The 24,781-nt window shown below is 71.8% G+C and carries 1 protein-coding gene (running past one end of the window); it reads left to right on the forward strand.

The window, feature by feature from the left end:
* Positions 1 to 24,781, forward strand: the 5' portion of a protein-coding gene (locus AB0E90_RS42170; RefSeq protein WP_360417938.1) for a non-ribosomal peptide synthase/polyketide synthase. Its footprint extends 9,167 nt past the window's final position; only the first 24,781 of its 33,948 coding nucleotides appear in the window; the start codon lies at positions 1 to 3; the stop codon falls past the right edge of the window.

The following is a 24,781-nucleotide window of genomic DNA, read 5'->3' on the forward strand; positions in this document are numbered from 1 at the left end:
ATGATTCCGTTGTCATTCGCGCAGCGCGGGTTGTGGTTCCTGGGCCAGCTCGAAGGGCCGAGCCCGACCTACAACATCCCGATCGTGCTGCGCCTGACCGGTCAGCTCGACGTGGCCGCCCTGGAGGCGGCGCTGGGCGACGTGATCGGCCGGCACGAGTCGTTGCGGACCGTGTTCCCGGCCGCGGACGGCGAGCCGTACCAGCGCATCCTCGATCCGTCCGAGGTGGACTGGCGGCTGCAGACCGGCGACGACGGAGTGGCTGCGGCCGCGGCGTACGCGTTCGACCTGGCGGCCGAGATCCCGATCCGCGCGTCGCTGTTCCCGGCCGGGCCGGACGAGCACGTGCTGGTCCTGGTCGTGCACCACATCGCCAGCGACGGCTGGTCCCGCGGGCCGCTCAGCCGCGACGTGTCCACGGCGTACGCCGCCCGGACCCGCGGTGAGGCGCCGGTCTGGGAGCCGCTTCCCGTTCAGTACGCCGACTACGCGCTGTGGCAGCGTGACCTGCTCGGCGACGCCGCCGACCCGGACAGCCTGCTGGCGAAGCAGCTCGCCTACTGGCGGCAGGCCCTTGCCGGGGCCCCCGAAGAGCTCGCGTTGCCGGTTGACCGGTCGCGCCCGGCGCAGGCCGGCCGGCGCGGGCACCGGATGCCGTTCCGGGTCGGCGCGGCCGCCTACCGCCGATTGCAGGAACTGGCCCGCAAGGAGGGCGTCACGCCGTTCATGGCGCTGCAGTCCGCCCTCGCGATGCTGCTGTCCCGGTTCGGTGCGGGCACCGACGTCCCGATCGGCACGGTGATCGCCGGACGCACCGACGAGAGCCTGGACGACCTCGTCGGCTTCTTCGTGAACACCCTGGTGATCCGCACCGACCTGGCCGGTGATCCCGGCTTCCGGGAGGTGCTGGGCCGGGTCCGGCAGGCGACGCTGGGCGCGCTGGCCCATCAGGACCTGCCGTTCGAGCGCCTGGTGGAGGAGCTCGCCCCGGTCCGGTCGACCGCTCGGCACCCGCTGTTCCAGGTGATGCTCACCCTGCAGAACACCGCCCAGCCCACGCTCGACCTGCCCGGGATCGACGCCGCGGACGGGCTGGCCACGATGGATGGTCTGCGGTCCGCGCCGGCGAAGTTCGACCTGGATGTGGTCGCGATCGAGGACGCCGACGGTGGGCTGCAGGGTTCGCTCACGGTTGCGGACGATCTGTTCGACGCGGCCACGGGGGAGCGGCTGACGGCCGCCTACGTGCGGCTGCTGGAGACGCTGCCGGCGGCGCCCGACGTGCGGCTGCGTGCCGTCGATGTCCTTGACGCGGCGGAGCGTGACCTCGTGCTGCGCGGATGGGGCGGTGAGGTGGGTGCGCCGCCGGCGGGGACGGTGGTGGAGGTTTTCGAGGAGCAGGTGCGCCGGACGCCGGATGCCACTGCCCTTGTCTTTGGTGACACGCGGCTGTCGTTCGCGGAGCTGGATGCGCGGGCGGATCGTCTGGCCCGTTATCTGGTGGGTCAGGGTGTGGGGCCGGAGTCGGTGGTGGCTCTGGTGTTGCCGCGGTCGGCGGATCTGATCGTTGCGATGTGGGCGGTGTGGAAGGCCGGGGGCGCTTACCTGCCGGTGGATCCGGATCTGCCGAAGTCGCGGATCGACTACCTGTTGGCAGACGCGGCGCCGGTGGTGTCGTTGACCTCGGTGGACGTTGAGGATTCAGGTGTTGCCGGGGGCCGGGCCGAGCCTTCTAACGCCGCGTATGTGCTGTACACCTCCGGCTCGTCCGGGGCGCCCAAGGGCGTGGTGGTCGCGCACAGCGGGTTGATGAACATGTTCGTGCACCACCGCGCTGGTTACGCGGCGCAGGGTGGGCGGTTGCGGGCGGCCCTGAGTGCGGCGCTGTCGTTCGACACTTCCCTGGAAGGCATTCTGCTGCTTGCCGGCGGCCACGAATTGCATGTGCTGGATGACGAGGTGCGCCTGGACCCCTCGCGATTCGTCGCTTATGTCCAGTCGGAGAAGATCGACTTCCTGGATGTGACTCCCTCATGGGCGGCTCAGCTGCTCCCGGCTGGTCTGCTCAGTGGAGATGATCATCGGCCGCGGGTCCTGGCTGTCGGCGGTGAGGCTCTGGAGAACACGCTGTGGCAGCAGCTCGCCGCCGTTGAGGGAACGGCTAGTTACAACCTCTATGGGCCGACGGAGTGCACGGTGGACGCTCTTGAGGCGCGGGTGAACGACTTCGCGCGTCCGGTCGTCGGTCGTCCGTTGGCCAATACCCGAGTTTTTGTGCTGGATGACGGGCTGTCTCCGGTGCCGGTTGGTGTGGTCGGTGAGTTGTATGTCGCCGGGGCTGGGGTGGCTCGCGGCTATGTGGGTCGGCCTGGGCTTACCGGGCAGCGGTTTGTGGCGTGTCCCTTCGGCGGCCGGATGTATCGCACCGGGGACCTGGTGCGCTGGGCCGCCGACGGGCAACTGGAGTTTGTCGGGCGCGCAGACGCGCAGGTGAAGATCCGTGGCTTCCGGATCGAGCCGGGTGAGGTCGAGGCCGTTCTGCTGGAGCAACCTGGGGTGCGTCACGCCGCGGTGGTGGTGCGTGAGGACAATCCGGGCGACAAGCGTCTGATGGCCTATGTGGTGCCGGCCGACGTCGACGTGGTGGCGCTGAAGGCTGTTACGGCGCAGCGGTTGCCGCAGTACATGGTGCCGGCCGGTTTCGTCGGGCTGGACCGGTTGCCGCTGACGGTGGCCGGGAAGCTCGACCACCGGGCGCTGCCCGTGCCGCAATACACCGCCGTGGTCGGCCGTGCTGCGAGCACGGTGCAGGAAGAACTGCTGTGCGCGGCGTTCGCCCATGTCCTGGGTGTCGACGCGGTCGGGGTGGACGACAATTTCTTCGACCTGGGCGGGCATTCGCTGCTCGCGGTGCGGTTGATCTCGCGGATCCGGGCCACGCTGCAGGCGGAGCTGCCACTGCGGGCGTTGTTCGACACCCCGACCGTGGCCGGGATCGCCGCCCGCCTGGACATCGGCAACACCCAGACCCCACTGCGGGCGATGACCCGCCCCGAACGGGTTCCGTTGTCGTTCGCGCAGCGCCGGCTGTGGTTCCTCGCGCAGATCGAGGGCCCCAGCGACAACTACAACCTCTCGCTGGTTCTCCGCCTCGACGACGGCATCCGCGTGGACGCGCTGGCTGCCGCGTTGCGCGATGTCATCGGCCGGCACGAGGCTCTGCGTACCGTCTTCCCCGCCGTGGATGGCGAGCCCTACCAGCTCATCCGGCGGGTTGAAGATTTCGATTGGGAACTTCAGGTCAGCGACGTCGACCCGGCCGGGCTGCCCGCCGCCCTCGCGCGGGCCACCGGCTACCGGTTCGACCTGGCCGTGGACCTGCCCCTGCAGGCGTGGCTGTTCCACAGCGGCGACGACCACCTGCTGGCCCTGACGCTGCACCACATCGCCGGCGACGGCTGGTCGGTCGGGCCGATCGCCCGGGAGATCTCCGAGGCGTACGCCGCCCGGCTCCGCGGCGAAGCGCCGGCGTGGGCGCCGCTGCCGGTGCAGTACGCCGATTACGCCCTGTGGCAACGGGAACTGCTCACCGACGAGGTGCTGACCCGGCAGGTCGACTACTGGCGCCGGGCGCTCGCCGGTGCGCCGGAGGAGCTGCCGCTGCCCTTCGACCGGCCCCGTCCGGCGGTCGCGAGCCACCGCGGGCATTCCGTGCCTCTGCGGGTTCCGGCCGCGGTGCACCAGAACCTGGTCGCGCTCGCCCGGGCCGAGGGCGCGACGCCGTACATGGTGATCCAGGCGGCCATGGCGGTGGCGCTGTCGCGGGCCGGGGCGGGCACCGACATCCCGATCGGCTCGGCGGTCGCCGGGCGCACCGACGAGGCGCTGGCCGACGCGGTGGGTTTCTTCGTCAACACCCTGATCATCCGTACGGATCTGTCCGGCGACCCGGAGTTCCGGGAGGTGCTGGCACGGGTCCGGGAATGGACGCTGGGCGCGCTGGCCAACCAGGACGTGCCGTTCGAGCGGCTCGTCGAGGAGTTGGCGCCGGTGCGGTCGCTGGCCCGGCACCCGCTCTTCCAGGTCCTGCTCACCCTGCAGAACAACACCGAGGCGGCTCTCGACCTGGCCGGCGTCACCGCCCGGCCGCTGCCCACCGTGCGGCCCGCGGCGCGGTTCGACATCGACGTGATGGTGCAGGAGGTCTTCGACGCCGCGGGCCGCCCGGACGGCCTGCGAGGCGCGGTCACCGTCGCGACCGACCTGTTCGACGCGGTGCTGGCGGAGCGGGTCGCGGGCTGGTTCGCCCGGGTGCTCGAGGCGGTCACCGCGGATCCCGGTGTGCGGGTGGGTGCGGTGGATCTGCTTACCGGCGATGAGCGGGACCGGGTGTTGCACGGTTGGAACGACACGGCGGCGCCGTTGCCGGAGTTGTCGGTGCTGGCGTCGTTCGAGCGGCAGCCGGCGGATGCGGTGGCGGTGGTCGCTGATGGTGTGGAGTTGACTTACGGCTCGTTGGATGCTGAGGCGAATCGGATCGCTTGGTGGCTGCGTGGCCAGGGGATTGGCGCGGAGTCGGTGGTTGGTCTGGCGTTGCCGCGGGGCGCGCAGATGATTACGGCGATTCTCGGGGTGTGGAAGGCCGGCGGGGCGTATCTGCCGATTGATCCGGCGTTGCCGGCGGATCGGGTGGCGTTCATGGTGGCCGACAGCGGTGCTCAGCTTGTCGTGGACGTGCAGGCGCGGTGGGACGACTCCCTTGATGCGTTGCCGGACGTGGACATCGACCCGGCGGGTCTGGCGTACGTGATCTATACGTCGGGGTCGACCGGGACGCCGAAGGGTGTGGCGGTCACGCACGGCTCGCTGGCCAACTACGTGGCCTCGGTGTCGCAGCGGCTGGGCTGGGACGGCGGCCGGTATGCGGTGTTGCAGCCGCAGGTCACCGACCTGGGCAACACGGTCGTCTTTTCCAGTTTGACGACCGGCGGTGAGTTGCACGTGCTGGACGAGGCGCTGGTGATGGACCCGGCCGGGCTGGTCGGTTACTTGAGCGAGCACCGGATCGAGCACGTCAAGGCGGTGCCGTCGCATCTGATGGCGCTGGGTGTGCCGCTGCCGGTGCGGTCGTTGGTGCTGGGTGGCGAGAAGGCTCCGGCCGAGTGGGTTCGCGGCCTGGTGGGTGCAGGTCAGCGAGTGTTCAACCATTACGGGCCGACCGAGACCACGGTCGGTGTGACCACGGTGGAGCTGACGGGGAACAGCGTGCCGATCGGTGCGCCGTTGGCCAACACCCGGGTGTTCGCCCTGGATGATGCGCTGCGGCCGGTTCCGGTCGGGGTGGCGGGCGAGCTTTACGTCGCGGGTGCCGGCGTGGCCCGCGGCTATGTGGGCCGGCCGGCGCTGACCGCTGAGCGGTTTGTCGCCTGCCCGCACGGTGGCCGGATGTACCGCACGGGTGACCGCGTGAAGTGGACCGAGGACGGCAACCTGATGTTCCTCGGCCGGGCGGATCAGCAGGTGAAGATCCGAGGGTTCCGGGTCGAGCCGGGCGAGATCGAGGCCGTGCTGTGCGCCCACCCCGCGGTGGAACAGGCCGCCGTGGTGGTCCGCGAGGAGCACCTGGTCGCCTATGTCGTCGGCGAGGATGCCGGACTGGCGGAGTACGTGGCGCAGCGGCTGCCGGAGTACATGGTGCCGTCGGCGTTCGTGGTTCTGGCCGAGCTGCCGCTGACCGGCAACGGCAAACTCGACCGCGCCGCGCTGCCCGCGCCGGGGCGGACCGAGGCGTCCCCGGGCCGGCGCGAGCCGGCCGGCGAACGCGAAGCCGCTCTCTGCGACGTGTTCGCCCAGGTTCTCGGGCGCGAGTCGGTCGGCGCCGACGACAACTTCTTCGAGCTCGGCGGTCACTCGCTGCTGGCGATCCGGCTGCTGTCGCGGATCCGCGCCCGGCTGGGCGCCGAGGTCAAGATCCGGATGCTGTTCGAGGCGCCCACGCCCGCCGGCCTCGCGGCCCGCATCGCCGGGACCGAGGCGGAACCGGGCCGTCCCGCGCTGCGTCCGGCGAACCGCCCCGACCGGCTGCCGCTGTCCTTCGCGCAGCACCGGTTGTGGTTCCTGGCCCAGCTCGGTGGTCCGAGCCCGGTCTACAACATCCCGGCGACGGTGCGGCTGACCGGTGCGGTCGACGTGGTGGCGCTGGAAGCCGCGATCCGGGATGTGATCGCCCGGCACGAGTCGCTGCGCACCGTGTTCCGGACCGCCGACGGCGAGCCGTACCAGCACATCCTGCGTCCGGAGGAGACCGGCTGGCGGCTCGCGGTCGCCGAGGTCACGGACGGCGGGCTGGCCGGCGCGGTGGACGAGGTGGCCCAGCACGCGTTCGACCTGGCGAGCGAGGTGCCGATCCGGGCGTCGCTGCTCACCACCGGTCCCGGCGAGCACGTGCTGGTGCTGGTGCTGCACCACATCGCCGGGGACGGCTGGTCCCGGACCGTGCTGGGCCGGGATCTGTCCACGGCGTATGCGGCCCGGCTGCGTGGCGGGGCCCCGGAGTGGGCGCCGCTGCCGGTGCAGTACGCCGACTACGCCCTGTGGCAGCGCGACCTGCTCACCGACCGGGTCCTGGCCGGCCAGGTCGGCTACTGGCGGCGAGCGCTCACCGGCGTGCCGGAGGAGCTGGCCCTGCCCTACGACCGGCCGCGCCCGGCCGTGCTGGGCCACCGCGGGCACAGCGTGCCGTGGCAGGTGCCGGCCGAGGTGCACGAGCGACTGGCCGAGCTGGCCCGCGCCGAGGGCGTCACCCTCTTCATGGCCCTGCAGGCCGCCCTGGCCGTGCTGCTGTCCCGGCTGGGCGCCGGCGCCGACATCCCGGTCGGCTTCCCGGTCGCGGGCCGCGGTGACGACGCGACCAACGACCTGATCGGCTTCTTCGTCAACACCCTGGTCATCCGCACCGACCTGACCGGGGATCCCGCGTTCCGGCAGGTGCTCGGCCGGGTGCGCGAAGCCGGGGTCGGCGCGCTGGCCAACCAGGACGTGCCCTTCGAGCGGCTGGTCGAGGAGCTGGCCCCGGCCCGGTCGCTCGCCCGGCATCCGCTCTTCCAGGTCACCCTCTCGGTCCGCAACCCCGAACGGGCGGCGCTCGATCTGCCCGGCGTGGACGCCCGCCCGGTGGCCGTCGACGGGCAGACCGCCACCGCCCGGTTCGACCTCGAGGTCGCGGCGGGGGAGAGCTTCGACGACGCCGGGCGCCCGGCCGGTCTGCAGGGCTCGGTGACCGTCGCCGCGGACCTGTTCGACGCGGCCACCGCCGAGCGGCTCGCCGGCTGGTTCGCCCGCGCCGTCCAGGAGCTGACCGCCGCCCCCGACGCGCGACTGCACACCGTGGACGTGCTGGACCCGGCCGAGCGCGAGCGGATGCTGACCGGCTGGAACGACACCGCCGTGCCGGTGCTGGCGGACTCGATCCTCGAACTGTTCGCGTGGCGGGTGCAGACCGGACCGGACGCCGTCGCGGTGGTGGCCGGCGACGTGCGGCTGACCTACGCCGAGCTCGACGCCCGCGCGAACCGGCTGGCCCGGCACCTGCGCGGCCACGGGGTCGGCGCGAATTCCCTGGTCGCTCTCTGCCTGCCCCGCGGCGCCGACCTGATCACCGCGATCGTCGGTGTCTGGCGGGCCGGCGCGGCGTACCTGCCGATCGATCCGAACCTGCCCGCCGAGCGGATCGCGTTCATGATGGCCGACAGCGGCGCCCGCACCGTGCTCAGCAGCCGCACCGCGGGTGAGCTGCCCGGCGGCCTGAGCGACCGGCCCGTGGTGTGGTTCGAGGACAGTTGGTCGGCCTCGGCGGACCGGCTGCCGGTCGCGGTGCACCCGGCCGAGCTCGCCTACGTCATCTACACCTCCGGGTCGACCGGCACGCCCAAGGGCGTCGCGGTCGCGCACGGCGGCCTGGCGAACCTGGTGTCGGTCTTCGGGCCGCTCGCCGGGGTGACGCCCGGGACCGGGATGCTCCAGTTCGGATCGTTCAACTTCGACGCCTCGGTGCTCGAGACGGCGCTGGCCCTGGCCTCGGGGGCGACCCTCGTCATGGCCGGCGAGGAGCAGCGGACCCAGCCCGGCCTGCTGCGCGACCTCACCGGGGTGGACGTGGCCTTCGCCCTGCCCTCACTGCTGGGCGTGCTGCAGCCCGAGGACCTGGCCGGGATCGGCACGCTGCTGGTCGGCGCCGAACCGGTCGACGAGGCCACCGCCCGGACCTGGTCGGCCGGGCGCCGGATGATGAACATCTACGGGCCCACCGAGGCCACCGTCATGGTCGCCGGCGGCGTGGTCGACGGCGACCGGCCCGGGCCGGTGCCGTTCGGCGGCCCGATCGGCAACACCCGGCTGTTCGTGCTCGACGACGGGCTGGCGCCGGTGCCGGTCGGGGTGGCCGGTGAGCTGTACGTGGCCGGCGCCGGCCTGGCCCGCGGCTACGTCGGCCGCACCGGACTGACCGCCCAGCGATTCGTGGCGAACCCGCTCGGGACCGGCGAGCGGATGTACCGGACCGGCGACCTGGTCCGCTGGACGGAGGACGGCGCCCTCGTGTTCGTCGGCCGCGCCGACGAGCAGGTCAAGATCCGTGGCTTCCGGATCGAGCCGGGCGAGGTCGAAGCGGTGCTGCACACCCACCCGGGCGTGGAGCGCGCCGCGGTCGTCGTCCGCGAGGACAGCCCCGGCGACCGGCGGCTGGTCGCCTACGTCGTCCCGGCCGGTGCCGGACCGGCCGCCGGCGAGCTGCACGCGTATGTCGCCGGGCGGGTGCCGGAATACCTCGTGCCGGCGGCGTTCGTGCTGCTGCCGGAGCTTCCGGTGACCGTGAACGGCAAGCTGGACCGCCGGGCCCTCCCGGCGCCGCAGTACACCGCCGGTGGCGGCCGTGGCCCGGCGACGCTGCGCGAGGAGCTGCTCTGCGCCGCGTTCGCCCACGTGCTCGGCCTGGAAACGGTCGGCGTCGACGACGCCTTCTTCGACCTGGGCGGCCACTCGCTGCTCGCCGCCCGGCTGATCGCCCGGATCCGCACGACGTTCGGCGTCGACCTTCCGTTGCGCGCGGTCTTCGAGGCGCCGACGGTGGCCGGCCTGGCCGCCCGGCTGGCCGGGCCGGACGCGGTGCGGTCCCGCGCACTGTTGCGCGCCGGCACCCGGCCGGAGCGTCTGCCGCTGTCCTTCGGCCAGCGCCGGCTGTGGTTCATCGCCGAGCTGGAAGGTCCCAGCCCGACCTACAACATCCCGATGGTCGTACGGCTGAACGGCGACCTGGACATCGCCGCGCTCGACTCGGCCCTCCGTGACGTGATCGCCCGGCACGAGTCGCTGCGTACCGTCTTCCCGTCCGCCGACGGCGAGCCCTACCAGCGCATCCTTGACCCGGCCGGCCTCGACTGGCGGCTGGGCCATCGGCAGATCCACCCGGCGGAGCTGGGCGACGCGGTGGCGGCCGTCAGCCGGGCCGCGTTCGACCTGGCCACCGACGTGCCGGTGCGCGCGACGGTGTTCGAGCTCGGCGGCGGCGACCACGTGCTGGTCGTGGTCGTGCACCACATCGCCGGCGACGGCTGGTCCCGCGGCCCGCTGGCCCGTGACGTGTCCACCGCGTACGCGGCCCGGCTTTGCGGCGAGGCGCCGGCCTGGGCGCCGCTGCCGGTGCAGTACGCCGACTACGCCCTGTGGCAGCGCGATCTGCTCGGCGACGAGGTTCTGTCCGGTCAGGTCGGCTATTGGCGGGAAGCGCTCGCCGGCGCCCCGGAGGAGCTGAGCCTGCCCGCCGACCGGCCGCGCGCCGCCACCGCGAGCCATCGCGGCCTGCGGGTGCCGCTGCGGGTGCCGGCCGGCGTGCACCAGCGGCTGGTGGCGATGGCCCGGGCCGAGGGCGTCACCCCGTTCATGGTGCTGCAGGCGGCGTTCGCCGTGCTGCTGAGCAGGCTGGGGGCGGGCACCGACATCCCGATCGGATCGGGCATCGCGGGCCGCACCGATGAAGCGCTGGACGATCTGGTGGGCTTCTTCGTCAACACGCTGGTCATCCGTACGGATCTGTCCGGCGATCCGGAGTTCCGGGAGGTGCTGGGCCGGGTCCGGGAGACGAGTCTGGGCGCGTTCGCGCATCAGGAGGTGCCGTTCGAGCGCCTGGTGGAGGAGCTGGCGCCGGCCCGGTCGCTGGCCCGGCACCCGCTGTTCCAGGTGATGCTGACCCTGCAGAACATCGAGCGGGCCGCGGTGGAGCTGCCCGGTCTCATCGTGGGTGGCGCGCCGCTGCCGGAGGCCGGGGAGGCGCCGGCCCGGTTCGACCTCGACGTGACGATTGCTGAGAGCTTCGACGAGCAGGGGCGCCCGGCCGGGATGGCCGGCGTGCTGACCGCGGCCGCGGACCTGTTCGACACCGCCCGAGCCGAGCGGATCGTGGAGTGGTTCGCCCGGGTGCTCGACGTGGTCACCGCGGATCCCGGTGTGCGGGTGGGTGCGGTGGACCTGCTTACTGGCGACGAGCGGGACCGGGTGTTGCACGGTTGGAACGACACGGCGGCGCCGTTGCCGTCGTTGTCGGTGCTGGCGTCGTTCGAGCGGCAGCCGGCGGATGCGGTGGCGGTGGTCGCTGATGGTGTGGAGTTGACTTACGGCTCGTTGGATGCTGAGGCGAACCGGATCGCTTGGTGGCTGCGTGGCCAGGGGATTGGCGCGGAGTCGGTGGTTGGTCTGGCGTTGCCGCGGGGCGCTCAGATGATTACGGCGATTCTCGGGGTGTGGAAGGCCGGCGGGGCGTATCTGCCGATTGATCCGGCGTTGCCGGCGGATCGGGTGGCGTTCATGGTGGCCGACAGCGGTGCTCAGCTTGTCGTGGACGCGCAGGCGCGGTGGGACGACTCCCTTGATGCGTTGCCGGACGTGGACATCGACCCGGCGGGTCTGGCGTACGTGATCTATACGTCGGGGTCGACCGGGACGCCGAAGGGTGTGGCGGTCACGCACGGCTCGCTGGCCAATTACGTGGCCTCGGTGTCGCAGCGGCTGGGCTGGGACGGCGGCCGGTATGCGGTGTTGCAGCCGCAGGTCACCGACCTGGGCAACACGGTCGTCTTTTCCAGTTTGACGACCGGCGGTGAGTTGCACGTGCTGGACGAGGCGCTGGTGATGGACCCGGCCGGGCTGGTCGGTTACTTGAGCGAGCACCGGATCGAGCACGTCAAGGCGGTGCCGTCGCATCTGATGGCGCTGGGTGTGCCGCTGCCGGTGCGGTCGTTGGTGCTGGGTGGCGAGAAGGCTCCGGCCGAGTGGGTTCGCGGCCTGGTGGGTGCAGGTCAGCGAGTGTTCAACCATTACGGGCCGACTGAGACCACGGTCGGCGTGACCACGGTGGAGCTGACCGGGTCTGGCGTGCCGATCGGTGCTCCGCTGGCTAACACCCGTTTGTACGTCCTCGACGGCGGGTTGCAGCCGGTTCCGGTCGGGGTGGCGGGCGAGCTTTACGTCGCGGGTGCCGGCGTGGCCCGCGGCTATGTCGGCCGGCCGGCACTGACCGCTGAGCGGTTTGTCGCCTGCCCGCACGGTGGCCGGATGTATCGCACCGGTGACCGGGTGGCCTGGGCCGAGGACGGCAATCTGGTGTTCCTTGGTCGCGCGGATCAGCAGGTGAAGATTCGTGGCTTCCGGGTCGAGCCCGGTGAGGTCGAGGCGGTGCTGCTGTCGCACCCCGAGGTCGAGCACGCCGCGGTGATCGTGCGTGACGAGCAGCTGGTCGCCTACGTCGTCGGCATCGAGGATGTGGATCTGCGCGAGTTCGTGGCGCGGCGGTTGCCGGAGTACATGGTGCCGTCGGCGTTCGTGACTCTGGCTGAGCTGCCGCTGACCGGTAACGGCAAGCTTGATCGCACCGCACTGCCCGCGCCCGAGCACGCCACCGGCGCCGGGCGCGGTCCCGGCACGATTCAGGAAGAACTGCTCTGCACCGCGTTCGCGGCGATGCTCGGCCGGGACACCGTCGGCGTCGACGACAATTTCTTCGACCTCGGCGGGCACTCGCTGCTCGCCGTACGGCTGATCTCTCGGATCCGGGCCGCCCTCGGGGTTGAGCTCTCGCTGCGGGCCTTGTTCGAGACGCCGACCGTGGCCGGGCTGGCGGCGGCGCTCACCGCGCCCGGCACGGCTCCGGCGCGGCCGGTCCTGCGGGCCGGGGAGCGCCCGGAACGCCCGCCGCTGTCCTTCGCCCAGCGCCGGCTGTGGTTCATCACTCAGCTCGAGGGGCCGAGCCCGACCTACAACATCCCGATGGTCGTGCGGCTCGACGACGCCGTGGACCTGCCTGCGCTGGATGCCGCGCTGCATGACGTGATCATCAGGCACGAGTCGCTGCGGACGGTGTTCCCGGCGGTCGACGGCGAGCCCTACCAGCGGATCCTTGAACCCGCCGACCTCGGGTGGCGGCTGCACCACGACCGGGTCGAGCCGACCGACCTAGACGACGCGGTGACGCGGGCCGGCCGGTACGCGTTCGATCTGGCCGCGGAGGCGCCGATCCGGGCCTGCGTGGTCGAGGCCGGCGCCGACCGGGTGCTGGTGCTGGTGGTGCACCACATCGCCAGCGACGGCTGGTCCCGCGGGCCGCTCGCCCGGGACCTGTCCATCGCGTACGCGGCCCGGCTGCGCGGTGCTGCGCCGGCCTTCGAGGCGCTGCCGGTGCAGTACGCCGACTACGCCCGCTGGCAGCGCGATCTGCTCAGCGACGACGTCCTGGCCGACCAGGTCGGGTACTGGCGGCAGACCCTGGCCGGGGCGCCGGAGGAGCTGTCCCTGCCCTACGACCGCCCGCGACCAGCGGTAGCGGGCGCGATCGGCTACCGGGTGCCGCTGCGGGTGCCGGCCGGAGTGCATCGGCGGCTGCGCGACCTGGCCCGGGCCGAGGGCGTCACCCCGTACATGGTCCTGCAAGCCGGCCTGGCGGTGCTGCTGTCCCGGCTCGGCGCGGGCACCGACGTGCCGATCGGGTCGGGCCACGCCGGCCGGACCGACGAGGCGCTCGACAACCTGGTCGGGTTCTTCATCAACACCCTCGTCATCCGCACCGACCTGGCCGGCGACCCGGAGTTCCGGGAGGTGCTCGGCCGGGTCCGCGAGGTGAGTCTCGGCGCTTACGCCCACCAGGACGTCCCGTTCGAGCGGCTGGTCGAGGAGCTGGCCCCGGCCCGGTCGCTGTCCCGGCACCCGCTCTATCAGGTGATGCTGACGCTGCACAACAACGAGCGGGCCGAGCTGGATCTGGGCGGTCCGGCCGGGAGCACCCCGCCGCCGGCCGCCGGCCCGGTGACGGTCGCGGCGCGGTTCGACCTCGACATCGCGCTGCAGGAGACAATCGGCGCCGACGGGAGCCCGGGCGGGCTGCACGGCTCGGTCACCGTCGCGGCGGATCTGTTCGAGCCGGCCGCCGCCGAGCGGTTCGCGGCCGGGCTGGCGCGCGTCCTCGACCTGGTCACCACCGCGCCCGAGGCGCGGCTGCACACCGTCGACGTGCTCGGCCCGCAGGAGCGGGACCGGGTGCTGCGGCAGTGGAACGACACGACGCGCGAGGTGCCGGCTTCGACCTTCACCGAGATGTTCGAGGCACAGGCGCGCCGCACTCCCGACGCGGTCGCGGTGGTCGCGGGCGACGAGCGGCTGACCTACTCCGAGCTCGACGCCCGGGCCGCCGAGATCAGCCGGCGACTGCGCGGCCTGGGGATCGGCCCGGAGTCCGTGGTCGGCCTCCACCTGCCCCGCACCGCGGCGATGATGACGGCGATCGTGGGCGTGTGGAAGGCCGGCGCGGCGTACGTGCCGATCGACCTGCACCTGCCGGCCGACCGCGTCTCCTTCATGCTTCAGGACAGCCGTGCCCGGCTGGTTCTCTCCGACCGCGCCGCCGACGGATTCGGTGACACACCGGTCGTCTCGCCGGAGGAACTGCCGTCGGCGGGGCCGGTCGCTCCGGTGGCCGCGGACCCGGCCTCCCTGGCCTATCTGATCTACACCTCGGGCTCGACCGGAACGCCCAAGGGCGTCGCGGTCGCGCACGGCTCGCTGGTGAACCTCGCCGCCGTCTTCGGGGCGACCGCCGGGGTCGCGCCCGGGGTGGGCGTGCTGCAGTTCGCCGCCTACAGCTTCGACGCCTCGGTGCTGGAGTACGTCCTCGCCCTGTCGTCCGGGGCCACCCTCGTGGTGGCCGGCGACGAACATCGCGAGCAGCCGGGCCGGCTGCGCGAGCTGACCGGCATCCACGTCGCCTTCGCCTCGCCGTCGATGCTCAAGGTGCTCGCCCCCGAGGACCTGGCCGGCGTGCGGACCCTGATGGCCGGCGCCGAGCCGCTCGACGCGGCCACCGCCCGGACCTGGGCGGCCGGCCGGCGGCTGATGAACGTCTACGGCCCCACCGAGACGACCGCGATCGTCACCGCGAGCGTCGTCGACCCGGACCGGACCGGCCCGGTGCCGTTCGGCGGCCCGCTCGGCAACACCCGGCTCTACGTTCTCGACGACGGCCTGGCGCCGGTGCCGGTCGGGGTGACCGGCGAGCTGTACATCGCCGGCGCCGGTCTGGCTCGCGGCTACGTGAGCCGGCCGGGGCTGACCGCGCAGCGGTTCGTGGCGTCCCCGTTCGCCCTGGGCGAGCGCATGTACCGGTCGGGCGACCTGGTCAGGTGGACCGCGGACGGACAGCTCGTCTCGGTCGGCCGGGCCGACCAGCAGGTCAAGATCCGCGGCTTCCGGGTCGAGCTCGGCGAGATCGAGGCGGCGCTGCTGGCTCACCCGGACGTCGCCCACGCGGCGGTGCTGCTGCGCGAGGACAACGCCGACGACCAGCGCCTGGTCGCCTACGTCGTGCCCGCCGGCGGCGAGCCGGACGCCGCCGGACTGCGCGCGTTCGCCGGCCAGCGGCTGCCCGAATACATGGTCCCGGCCGCGATCGTCACGCTGCCGGCACTGCCGCTGACCGCCAACGGGAAGCTGGACCGGCGGGCGCTGCCGGCGCCGGAGCACACCCCGGTCGCCGGTCGCGGCCCGGTCACCGTGCAGGAGGAGCTGCTCTGCGCGTCCTTCGCCCAGGTGCTCGGTGTCGACACGGTCGGGGTCGACGACAGCTTCTTCGATCTCGGCGGGCACTCGCTGCTCGGCGTACGGCTGCTCTCCCGGATCCGTGCGGTCCTCGGCGCCGAGGTGCCGCTGCGGGTGCTCTTCGCGGCGCCCACCGTGGCGCTGCTGGCCGCTGAACTGGCCGGATCGGACAGCGGACGGACGCGCCCGGCGCTGCGGGCGGCGGACCGGCCGGAGCGGGTGCCGCTGTCGTTCGCCCAGCGCCGGCTCTGGTTCCTGGCCCAGCTGGACGGGCCCAGCCCCACCTACAACATTCCGATGGTGATCCGGCTCGGCGACGATCGGGATGCCGGCGTGCTGGAGGCCGCACTCCGTGACGTGATCGCCCGGCACGAGCCGCTGCGCACCACTTTCCCCGCGGTGGACGGCGAGCCTTATCAACACGTCCTGGACCCGGCCGAGCTGGACTGGCGCCTCGAGGTCGCCGACATCGACGCCGCCGAGCTGCCCGCTTCGGTGGCCGGGGCGAAGGCGTACGCGTTCGACCTGTCCACCGAGGTGCCGATCCGGGCCTGGCTGTTCCGGGCCGGCCCCGGCGAGCGGGTGCTGGTCCTCGTCGTGCACCACATCGCCAGCGATGGCTGGTCCCGTGGGCCGCTGACCCGCGACGTGTCCACGGCGTACGCGGCCCGGCTGCGCGGCGCGGAACCGGTCTGGGAGCCGCTGCCGGTGCAGTACGCCGATTACGCGCTGTGGCAGCGTGACGTGCTGGGCGACGAGATGTCGGACCAGGTGGACTACTGGCGGGAGGCGCTGGCCGGGGCGCCGGAGGAGCTGTCCCTGCCCTACGACCGGCCCCGGCCGCCGACCGCGAGTCACCGCGGCCACCGGGTGCCGTTGCGGATCCCGGCCGAGACCCACCAGCGGCTCGTCGACCTGGCGCGGGCCGAGGGTGTCACGCCGTACATGGTGCTGCAGGCCGGGCTGGCGGTGCTGCTGTCCCGCCTCGGCGCCGGCATCGACATCCCGATCGGCTCCGGTGTCGCCGGGCGGACCGACGAAGCGCTGAACGACCTGGTCGGCTTCTTCGTCAACACGCTGGTGATCCGCACCGACCTCGCCGGCGACCCGGAGCTGCGCGAGGTGCTCGCCCGGGTGCGGGAGACCACGCTGAGCGCCTTCGCCCACCAGGACGTGCCGTTCGAGCGGCTGGTCGAGGAGCTGGCGCCGGCCCGGTCGCTGGCCCGGCACCCGCTGTTCCAGGTGGTGCTGACGCTGCACAACACCGACCGCTTCACGGCGGAGCCGGCCATCTCGGAGTTCGGCACCGCGTTCACCGGCGACGACGGCGACGCGGCCGTCTCCGCCCGGTGCGATGTGGACCTGATGGTCGCCGAGATGTTCGACCGGGACGGCCGGCCGGCGGGCCTGCGCGGCACGCTGACCACGGCGTCCGACGTGTTCGACCCGGTGGCGGCCGAGCGGATCGCCACCTGGTTCGGCCGCGTGCTCGATGTGCTGACCTCGACCCCGCAGGTCCGTTTGCACAGCGTCGACATGCTCGACGCCGCGGAGCGGGAGCGGATCCTCACCGACTGGAATACGACCGCGCGGCCGGTCGCGACCCGCACCGTGCTGGACATGTTCGCCGGCCGGGTCACGGTGACGCCGGATGCGCCGGCTGTGGTGGCCGATGGTGTCGAGCTCACCTATGCCGAGTTGGATGCGCGCTCGGATCGGGTGGCCGGTTACTTGCGTGGGTTCGGTGTGGGTGCCGAGTCGGTGGTTGCGGTGGCGATGGGCCGCGGGGCGGACCTGGTCACGGCGATTGTCGGCGTGTGGAAGGCGGGGGCGGCGTATCTGCCGGTGGATCCGTCTCTGCCGACGGAGCGGATCGCGTTCATGGTGGCGGACAGCCGGGCCACCTTGTTGCTGGGTACCGAGGATGTGGTGGATGAGCTGCCGGTGGGCCGGGTGCCGTCGGTGGTGCTGGACGAGGCGTTGGCGGCTGCGCCGTGTGAGCTTCCGGTCGTGGATCCGCTGGGGCTGGCGTATGTGATCTACACGTCGGGGTCGACGGGTGTGCCCAAGGGTGTGGCGGTGTCGCACGCCGGGATGGTGAATCTGGCAGTCGCGCAGATTGACCGGTTCGCGGTCGACCCGTCGGCGAACGTTCTGCAGTTTGCTTCGATCGGGTTCGACGCCGCGGTGTCCGAGGTCGTGATGGCTCTGTGTTCGGGCGCGACGTTGGTGACTGCGCCGGCTGCGGAGTTGGCGCCGGGTGCCGGATTGGTCGAGGTGATCGACCGGCATCGGGTGTCGCACGTGACGTTGCCGCCTGCGGTGCTTGCTGTGCTGGACACCGGTGACCTGGCGTCGGTGACGACGCTGGTGTCGGCCGGTGAAGCGCTCGATCGCGCTCAGGTGGACCGGTGGTCGGTCGGCCGGCGGCTGATCAACGCGTATGGTCCGACCGAGACGACGGTGTGTGCGTCGATGTCAGTGCCTCTCGCGGTGGGTGCGGCGCCGACGATCGGTGAGCCGATCGCCAACGGCCGGGTGTTCGTGCTGGACGACGCGTTGCGGCCGGTTCCGGTCGGGGTGAATGGCGAGCTGTATGTCGCCGGCGCCGGGGTGGCTCGCGGTTATGTGGGCCGTCCGGGGTTGACCGCCGAGCGGTTCGTGGCGTGTCCCTTCGGTGGCCGGATGTATCGCACGGGCGACCGGGTGAAGTGGGCTGGGGACGGCACGCTGGTGTTCGTCGGCCGGGCCGATGACCAGGTGAAGATTCGTGGGTTCCGGATCGAGCCGGGTGAGGTCGAGGCGGTGCTGGCGGGTCATCCGCAGGTGCGTCAGGCGGCGGTGGTGGTTCGTGAGGGCCGGCTGGTCGCGTATGTGGTGCACGACGGGGTCGACCTCAAAGCGTTCGCGGGTCAGCGTTTGCCGGAGTACATGGTTCCGGCGGTGTTCGTGGAGCTGGACGAGTTGCCGTTGACGGTGAACGGCAAGGTCGATCGGAAGGCCTTGCCGGCGCCGGAGTTCGTGGCGGGTGCCGGGCGGGCGCCGGCGACGGTGCAGGAGGAGGTGTTGTGCGCGGCGTTCGCTGAGGTCCTGGGCTTGGGTGAGGTGTCGGTCGACGACAGCTTCTTCGATCTGGGTGGCCACTCGCTGCTGGCGGTCCGGCTGGTGTCGCGGATCCGGGCGGTGCTCGGTGTGGAGGTGCCGGTCCGGGTGTTGTTCGAAGCGCCGACCGTTGCCGAGCTGGCGGCACAGCTCGGCGGGGCCCAGGCGCGTCCGGCGTTGCGTGCCGTGGAGCGTCCGGAGCGGGTGCCGTTGTCCTTCGCCCAGCGCCGCCTGTGGTTCCTCGCGCAGTTGGAAGGGCCGAGCGACACGTACAACGTGCCGACCGTGGTGCGCCTCGACGGCGACCTGGACGTGGACGCGTTGGACGCGGCGTTGCGGGATGTGATCGGGCGGCACGAGTCGTTGCGGACCGTGTTTGCGGTTGGTGACGGGGAGCCGTACCAGCAAATCCTTGATGTTGATGGTTGTGATTGGGGTCTGCGGGTCGTCGACGTGGACGCCGGGGAATTGGCCGGCGCGGTTGACGAGGCGATGCGTCAAACGTTTGACCTGGCTACCGAGATGCCGATCCGGGCGTGGCTGTTCGAGGCGTCCGACGGGGAGCGGGTGCTGGTGCTGGTCGTCCATCACATCGCGGGGGACGGATGGTCGATGCGGCCGCTCGCTCGCGACGTGTCGGTGGCCTACGCGGCCCGGCTGCGCGGGGAAACCCCGGAGTGGACGCCGCTGCCGGTGCAGTACGCCGATTACGCGCTGTGGCAGCGTGACGTGCTGGGCGACGAGATGACGGGCCAGGTTGACTACTGGCGGCAAGCCCTCGCCGGGGCGCCCGAAGAGCTCAGCCTTCCGGTGGATCGGCCGCGCCCGGCCACGGCGAGTCATCGCGGATATCGGGCGCCGTTGCGGGTCTCCGCCGGCATCCACGAGCGGCTGCTCGACCTCGCCCGTGCCGAGGGCGTGACCCCGTACATGGTGGTGCAGGCCGCCCTGGCCGTCCTGCTGTCCCGCGTCGGCGCCGGCAGCGACATCCCGGTCGGTTCCGCGGTGGCCGGGCGTACCGACGAAGCGCTGGACGACCTGGTCGGGTTCTTCGTCAACACCCTCATCATTCGTACGGATCTGTCGGGTGACCCGGATTTCCGGCAGGTCCTCGGCCGGGTCCGCGAGGCGAGCCTCGGTGCTTTCGCGCATCAGGACGTGCCGTTCGAGCGCCTGGTCGAAGAGCTGGCGCCGGTGCGGTCGCTGACCCGGCACCCGCTGTTCCAGGTCATGCTGACCCTGCAGAACACCGAACGGGCCACGCTCGACCTGCCCGGCGTCAGCGTGGGTGGAAGCGCCCCGCAGGCCGCCGGAGCCGAGGTGTCGGCCCGCTTCGACGTCGACACCATCGTCGGCGAAGTCTTCGACGCCGACGGCCGGCCCGCCGGGCTCCGAGGTTCGGTGACCCTGACCGCGGACCTGTTCGACGCGGACTCGGCGGCCCGGTTCGCCGAGCGGCTCGCCCGAGTGCTCGACGTGGTGACCACCGACCCGGCCGTGCGCGTGCGCGCGGTCGACGTGCTCGACCCGCAGGAGCGCGACCGGGTGGTGTCCGCCTGGAACGACACGGCGGCGCCGGTCCCGGATGCGTCGGTGGTCGAGCTGTTCGAGCGGCAGGCGGTGGCGGTGCCGGATGCGGTCGCGGTGGTGGCCGATGGCGCTTCGCTGACCTATGCCGAGGTGGATGCGGCGGCTAACCGAGTGGCGTGGTGGCTGCGCGGGCGGGGTGTGGGTGTCGAGTCGGTGGTGGCGCTGTCATTGCCGCGCGGCGCGGACCTGGTGATCGCGATCCTCGGGGTGTGGAAGGCGGGAGCGGCGTATGTACCGATCGATCCGGCACTGCCTGGCGAGCGCATCGAGTTCCTGGTGGCCGACAGCGGGGCGCAGGTGGTCGTCGACGCGGCGGTCAGTTTCGCTGGTTGCCCGGACACGGCGCTGGGGGTCCAGGTCGGCTCGGCGGTCCTGGCATATGTGATCTACACATCGGGTTCGACGGGTACGCCGAAGGGTGTGGCCGTCTCGCACGGGTCGCTCGCGAATCTGGTGTCGGTGTTCGCTCCGGTGATGGGGGCGGCGCCGGGCCGGGGTGTCTTGCAGTTCGCGTCGTTCAGTTTCGACGCGTCGGTGCTGGATCTGGCCGTGACTCTTGCCTCGGGTGCTTCGCTGGTGATCGCCGATGACGAACAGCGGGAGCAGCCGGAGCTGTTGGCGGGCCTGCCGGTGTCGGCGGCGAGCGTGGTCCCGTCACTTCTGGCAGTCGTCGACCCGTCGGTGCTGGCCGATGTAGAGGTTCTCCTGGTCGGCGCGGAGGCGATCAGCACTCCGTCGGCGCGGACCTGGGCCACGGGTCGCCGGTTGGTGAACACCTATGGACCGACCGAGGCGACGGTGATGGTCGCTGCCGCGTCAGTGGATCCGGATCGTGCGGGAGTCGTCCCATTCGGCCGCCCGATCGCGAACACCAGGCTGTTCGTGCTGGACGAGACGCTCGCCCCGGTCCCGGTCGGTGTGCCTGGGGAGTTGTATGTCGCCGGGGCGCAGCTGGCTCGTGGCTATGTGGGTCGTGCGGGTTTGACGGCTGAGCGGTTTGTGGCGTGTCCGTTCGGTGGGCGGATGTATCGCACCGGAGATCTGGTGCGCTGGGCCTCGGATGGGCAGTTGGTGTTCGTCGGGCGGGCTGACAACCAGGTGAAGGTGCGTGGGTTCCGGATCGAGCCGGGTGAGATCGAGTCGGTCCTTTTGTCCCACGTGGAGCAGGTGGCTGTGGTCCTTGTGGGGGAGCGGCTGGTCGCGTACGTCGTCGGTGGTTTGGTTGATGGGTTTCGTGAGCAGGTGGCGCAGCGGCTGCCGGAGTACATGGTGCCGGCGGCGTTCGTGGCGTTGGAGCAGTTGCCGTTGACGGTGAACGGCAAGCTCGATCGTGCGGCGTTGCCGGCGCCGGAGTTCGGTGCCGGTGGTGGGCGGGGTCCGGCGACGGTGCAGGAGGAGATCCTGTGTGCCGTGTTTGCCCAGGTGCTGGGCCTGGAATCGGTGGGGGTGGAAGACAACTTCTTCGACCTCGGTGGGCATTCGCTGCTGGCGGTGTCGTTGGTCGAGCGGCTGCGTGAGCGTGGTGTGTCGGTGTCGGTGCGGGCGTTGTTCGAGGCGCCGACGCCGGCCGGCCTGGCCGCCGCCGGTGTCACCCGGTCGGTTGAGGTTCCGCCGAACCTGATTCCCGATGGGGCACAGCAGATCACCACCGACATGCTTCCGCTGGTTGAGCTCACGGAGGCTGAGCTGGCGAACGTCGTGGCGTCGGTGCCCGGGGGTGCGGCGAACATCGCCGACATCTACCCGCTGGCTCCGCTGCAGGAGGGCCTGCTCTTCCATCACCTGCTCGCCGGCGGCGCGTACGTGATCCTGCGCGTGCTCGAGTTCGACGGCCGCGTGCACCTCGACGCGCTCGCCTCGGCGCTGCAGCAGATCGTCGACCGGCACGACATCTACCGCACCTCGATGGTGTGGGAGGGGCTGCGCGAGCCGGTGCAGGTGGTCTGGCGGCACGCCGAACTGCCGGTGGTCGAGCACGAATTCGAGGCGGTGGACCCGGCGGCGCTGATCGACGTGGTCGGCTCGGTCCTCGACCTGCGCCAGGCCCCGCTGATGGACCTGCACGTGGCGCCCAAGCCGGGCGGCGGCTGGCTCGGTCTGCTGCGCATGCACCACCTCGTGCAGGACCACGTGGGCATGGAAGCGCTCATGCAGGACCTGCGAACGATCATGGACGGCCGCCCGCAGGATCTGCGCCCGGCGTTGCCCTACCGGTCCTTCGTGGCGCAGACCCGGGCGGTGCCGCGGGCCGAGCACGAGCGCTACTTCGCCGGTCTGCTCGGCGACGTGACCGAGCCGACCGCGCCGTACGGGCTGATGGACGTGCGCGGCGAAGGCGCGGACACGGCCTCGGCGGTGCTGATGGTGGCGCCGGAGACGGTTGCCGGGCTGCGTGACGTGGCGCGCCGGTTGTCGGTGAGTCCGGCGACGGTGCTGCATGTGGCGTGGGGCCGGGTGCTGGCGGCGGTGTCGGGTCGTGAGGATGTGGTGTTCGGGACGGTGTTGTTCGGCCGGATGAATGCCGGTGCGGGTGCTGATCGGGTGCTCGGTCCGTTCATCAATACGTTGCCGGTGCGGGTGTTTGCCGGTGGGGTGGGTGTGCGTGTCGCTGTGCAGGGGATGCGGGATCAGCTTGCCGGTTTGGTGGAGCATGAGCATGCGCCGTTGGCGGTGGCTCAGCAGGCGAGTGGGATCAGTCCGTTGTTCACGAGCCTCTTCAACTACCGGCACCTCGCCGGCCTCGGGACCCCGCCGCCCGCGGACGAGGGCACGACCTGGGGTGTCCACAAGGTGCTGACCCAGGAACGGACCAACTACCCGCTCAACGGGTCCGCCAACGACCTCGGTGACGCCGGTCTGGTGCTCGGCGTCGACGTGGTCGCCCCGATCGACCCGGAGGACGTCGTCCGGCTGCTGCACAACGCGCTGGACCACCTCGTCGGGGCGCTGCGGACCGCGCTCGACGGCGGCCCGGAGCAAGGCCTGCGGACGATCGACGTGCTCGACGCGCCGCAGCGCGACCAGGTGCTGCACGCCTGGAACGACCGGTCGGCCCCGGTGCCGGACACCACGGTGCTGGACATGTTCGCCAGCCGGGTGTCGGATGCGCCGGCTGTGGTGGCCGATGGTGTCGAGCTCACCTATGCCGAGTTGGATGCCCGCTCGAATCGGGTCGCCGGTTACTTGCGTGGGTTCGGTGTGGGTGCCGAGTCGGTGGTTGCGGTGGCGATGGGCCGCGGGGCGGACCTGGTCACGGCGATCCTCGGCGTGTGGAAGGCCGGAGCAGCCTACCTGCCGGTGGATCCGTCTTTGCCGACGGAGCGGATCGCGTTCATGGTGGCGGACAGCCGGGCCACCTTGTTGCTGGGTACCGAGGATGTGGTGGATGAGCTGCCGGTGGGCCGGGTGCCGTCGGTGGTGCTGGACGGAGCGTTGGCGGCTACGCCGTGTGAGCTTCCGGTCGTGAATCCGCTGGGCCTGGCGTATGTCATCTACACCTCCGGATCGACCGGTGTGCCCAAGGGTGTGGCGGTGTCGCACGCCGGGATGGTGAACCTGGCGACGGCGCAGATCGACCGGTTCGGGGTGGACTCGACGGCGCGGGTGTTGCAGTTCGCCTCGATCGGGTTCGACGCGGCCGTGTCCGAGGTCGTGATGGCCCTGTGTTCGGGCGCCACGTTGGTGACTGCGCCGGCGGCCGAGCTCGCTCCGGGTGCTGGTCTGGTCGAAATGATCGACCGGCATCGGGTGTCGCACGTGACGTTGCCGCCTGCGGTGCTTGCTGTGCTGGACACCGGCGATCTGGAATCGGTGACGACGCTGGTGTCGGCCGGCGAAGCGCTCGATCGCGCTCAGGTGGATCGCTGGTCGACCGACCGTCACTTGATCAACGCCTATGGCCCGACCGAGACGACGGTGTGTGCGTCGATGTCGCAGCCGTTGGTGCCGGGTGACGTGGCGTCGATCGGTGAGCCGATCGCCAACGGTCGGGCCTATGTCCTGGATGGCGGGTTGCGCCCGGTCCCGGTGGGCGTGCCCGGTGAGTTGTACGTGGCCGGGGCGGGGGTGGCGCGTGGGTATGTGGGTCGCGCGGCCCTGACGGCCGAGCGGTTCGTGGCGTGTCCGCAGGGTGGCCGGATGTATCGCACGGGCGACCGGGTGAAGTGGGCTGGGGACGGCACGCTGGTGTTCGTCGGCCGGGCCGATGACCAGGTGAAGATTCGTGGGTTCCGGATCGAGCCGGGTGAGGTCGAGGCGGTGCTGGCGGGTCATCCGCAGGTGCGTCAGGCGGCGGTGGTGGTTCGTGAGGGCCGGCTGGTCGCGTATGTGGTGCACGACGGGGTCGACCTCAAAGCGTTCGCGGGTCAGCGGTTGCCGGAGTACATGGTTCCGGCGGTGTTCGTGGAGCTGGACGAGTTGCCGTTGACGGTGAACGGCAAGGTCGATCGGAAGGCCTTGCCGGCGCCGGAGTTCGTGGCGGGTGCCGGGCGGGCGCCGGCGACGGTGCAGGAGGAGGTGCTGTGCGCGGCGTTCGCTGAGGTCCTGGGCTTGGGTGAGGTGTCGGTCGACGACAGCTTCTTCGATCTGGGTGGCCACTCGCTGCTGGCGGTCCGGCTGGTGTCGCGGATCCGGGCGGTGCTCGGTGTGGAGGTGCCGGTCCGGGTGTTGTTCGAAGCGCCGACCGTTGCCGAGCTGGCGGCACAGCTCGGCGGGGCCCAGGCGCGTCCGGCGTTGCGTGCCGTGGAGCGTCCGGAGCGGGTGCCGTTGTCCTTCGCCCAGCGCCGCCTGTGGTTCCTCGCGCAGTTGGAAGGGCCGAGCGACACGTACAACGTGCCGACCGTGGTCCGCCTCGACGGCGACCTCGACGCGGCCGCCCTCGACGCTGCCCTGCGCGACGTCATCGCCCGGCACGAGCCGCTGCGGACCGTCTTCGCCACGGCGGAAGGCGAGCCCTATC

It is taken from the genome of Actinoplanes sp. NPDC026619, assembly GCF_040638295.1.
Classification (GTDB): Bacteria; Actinomycetota; Actinomycetes; order Mycobacteriales; family Micromonosporaceae; genus Actinoplanes.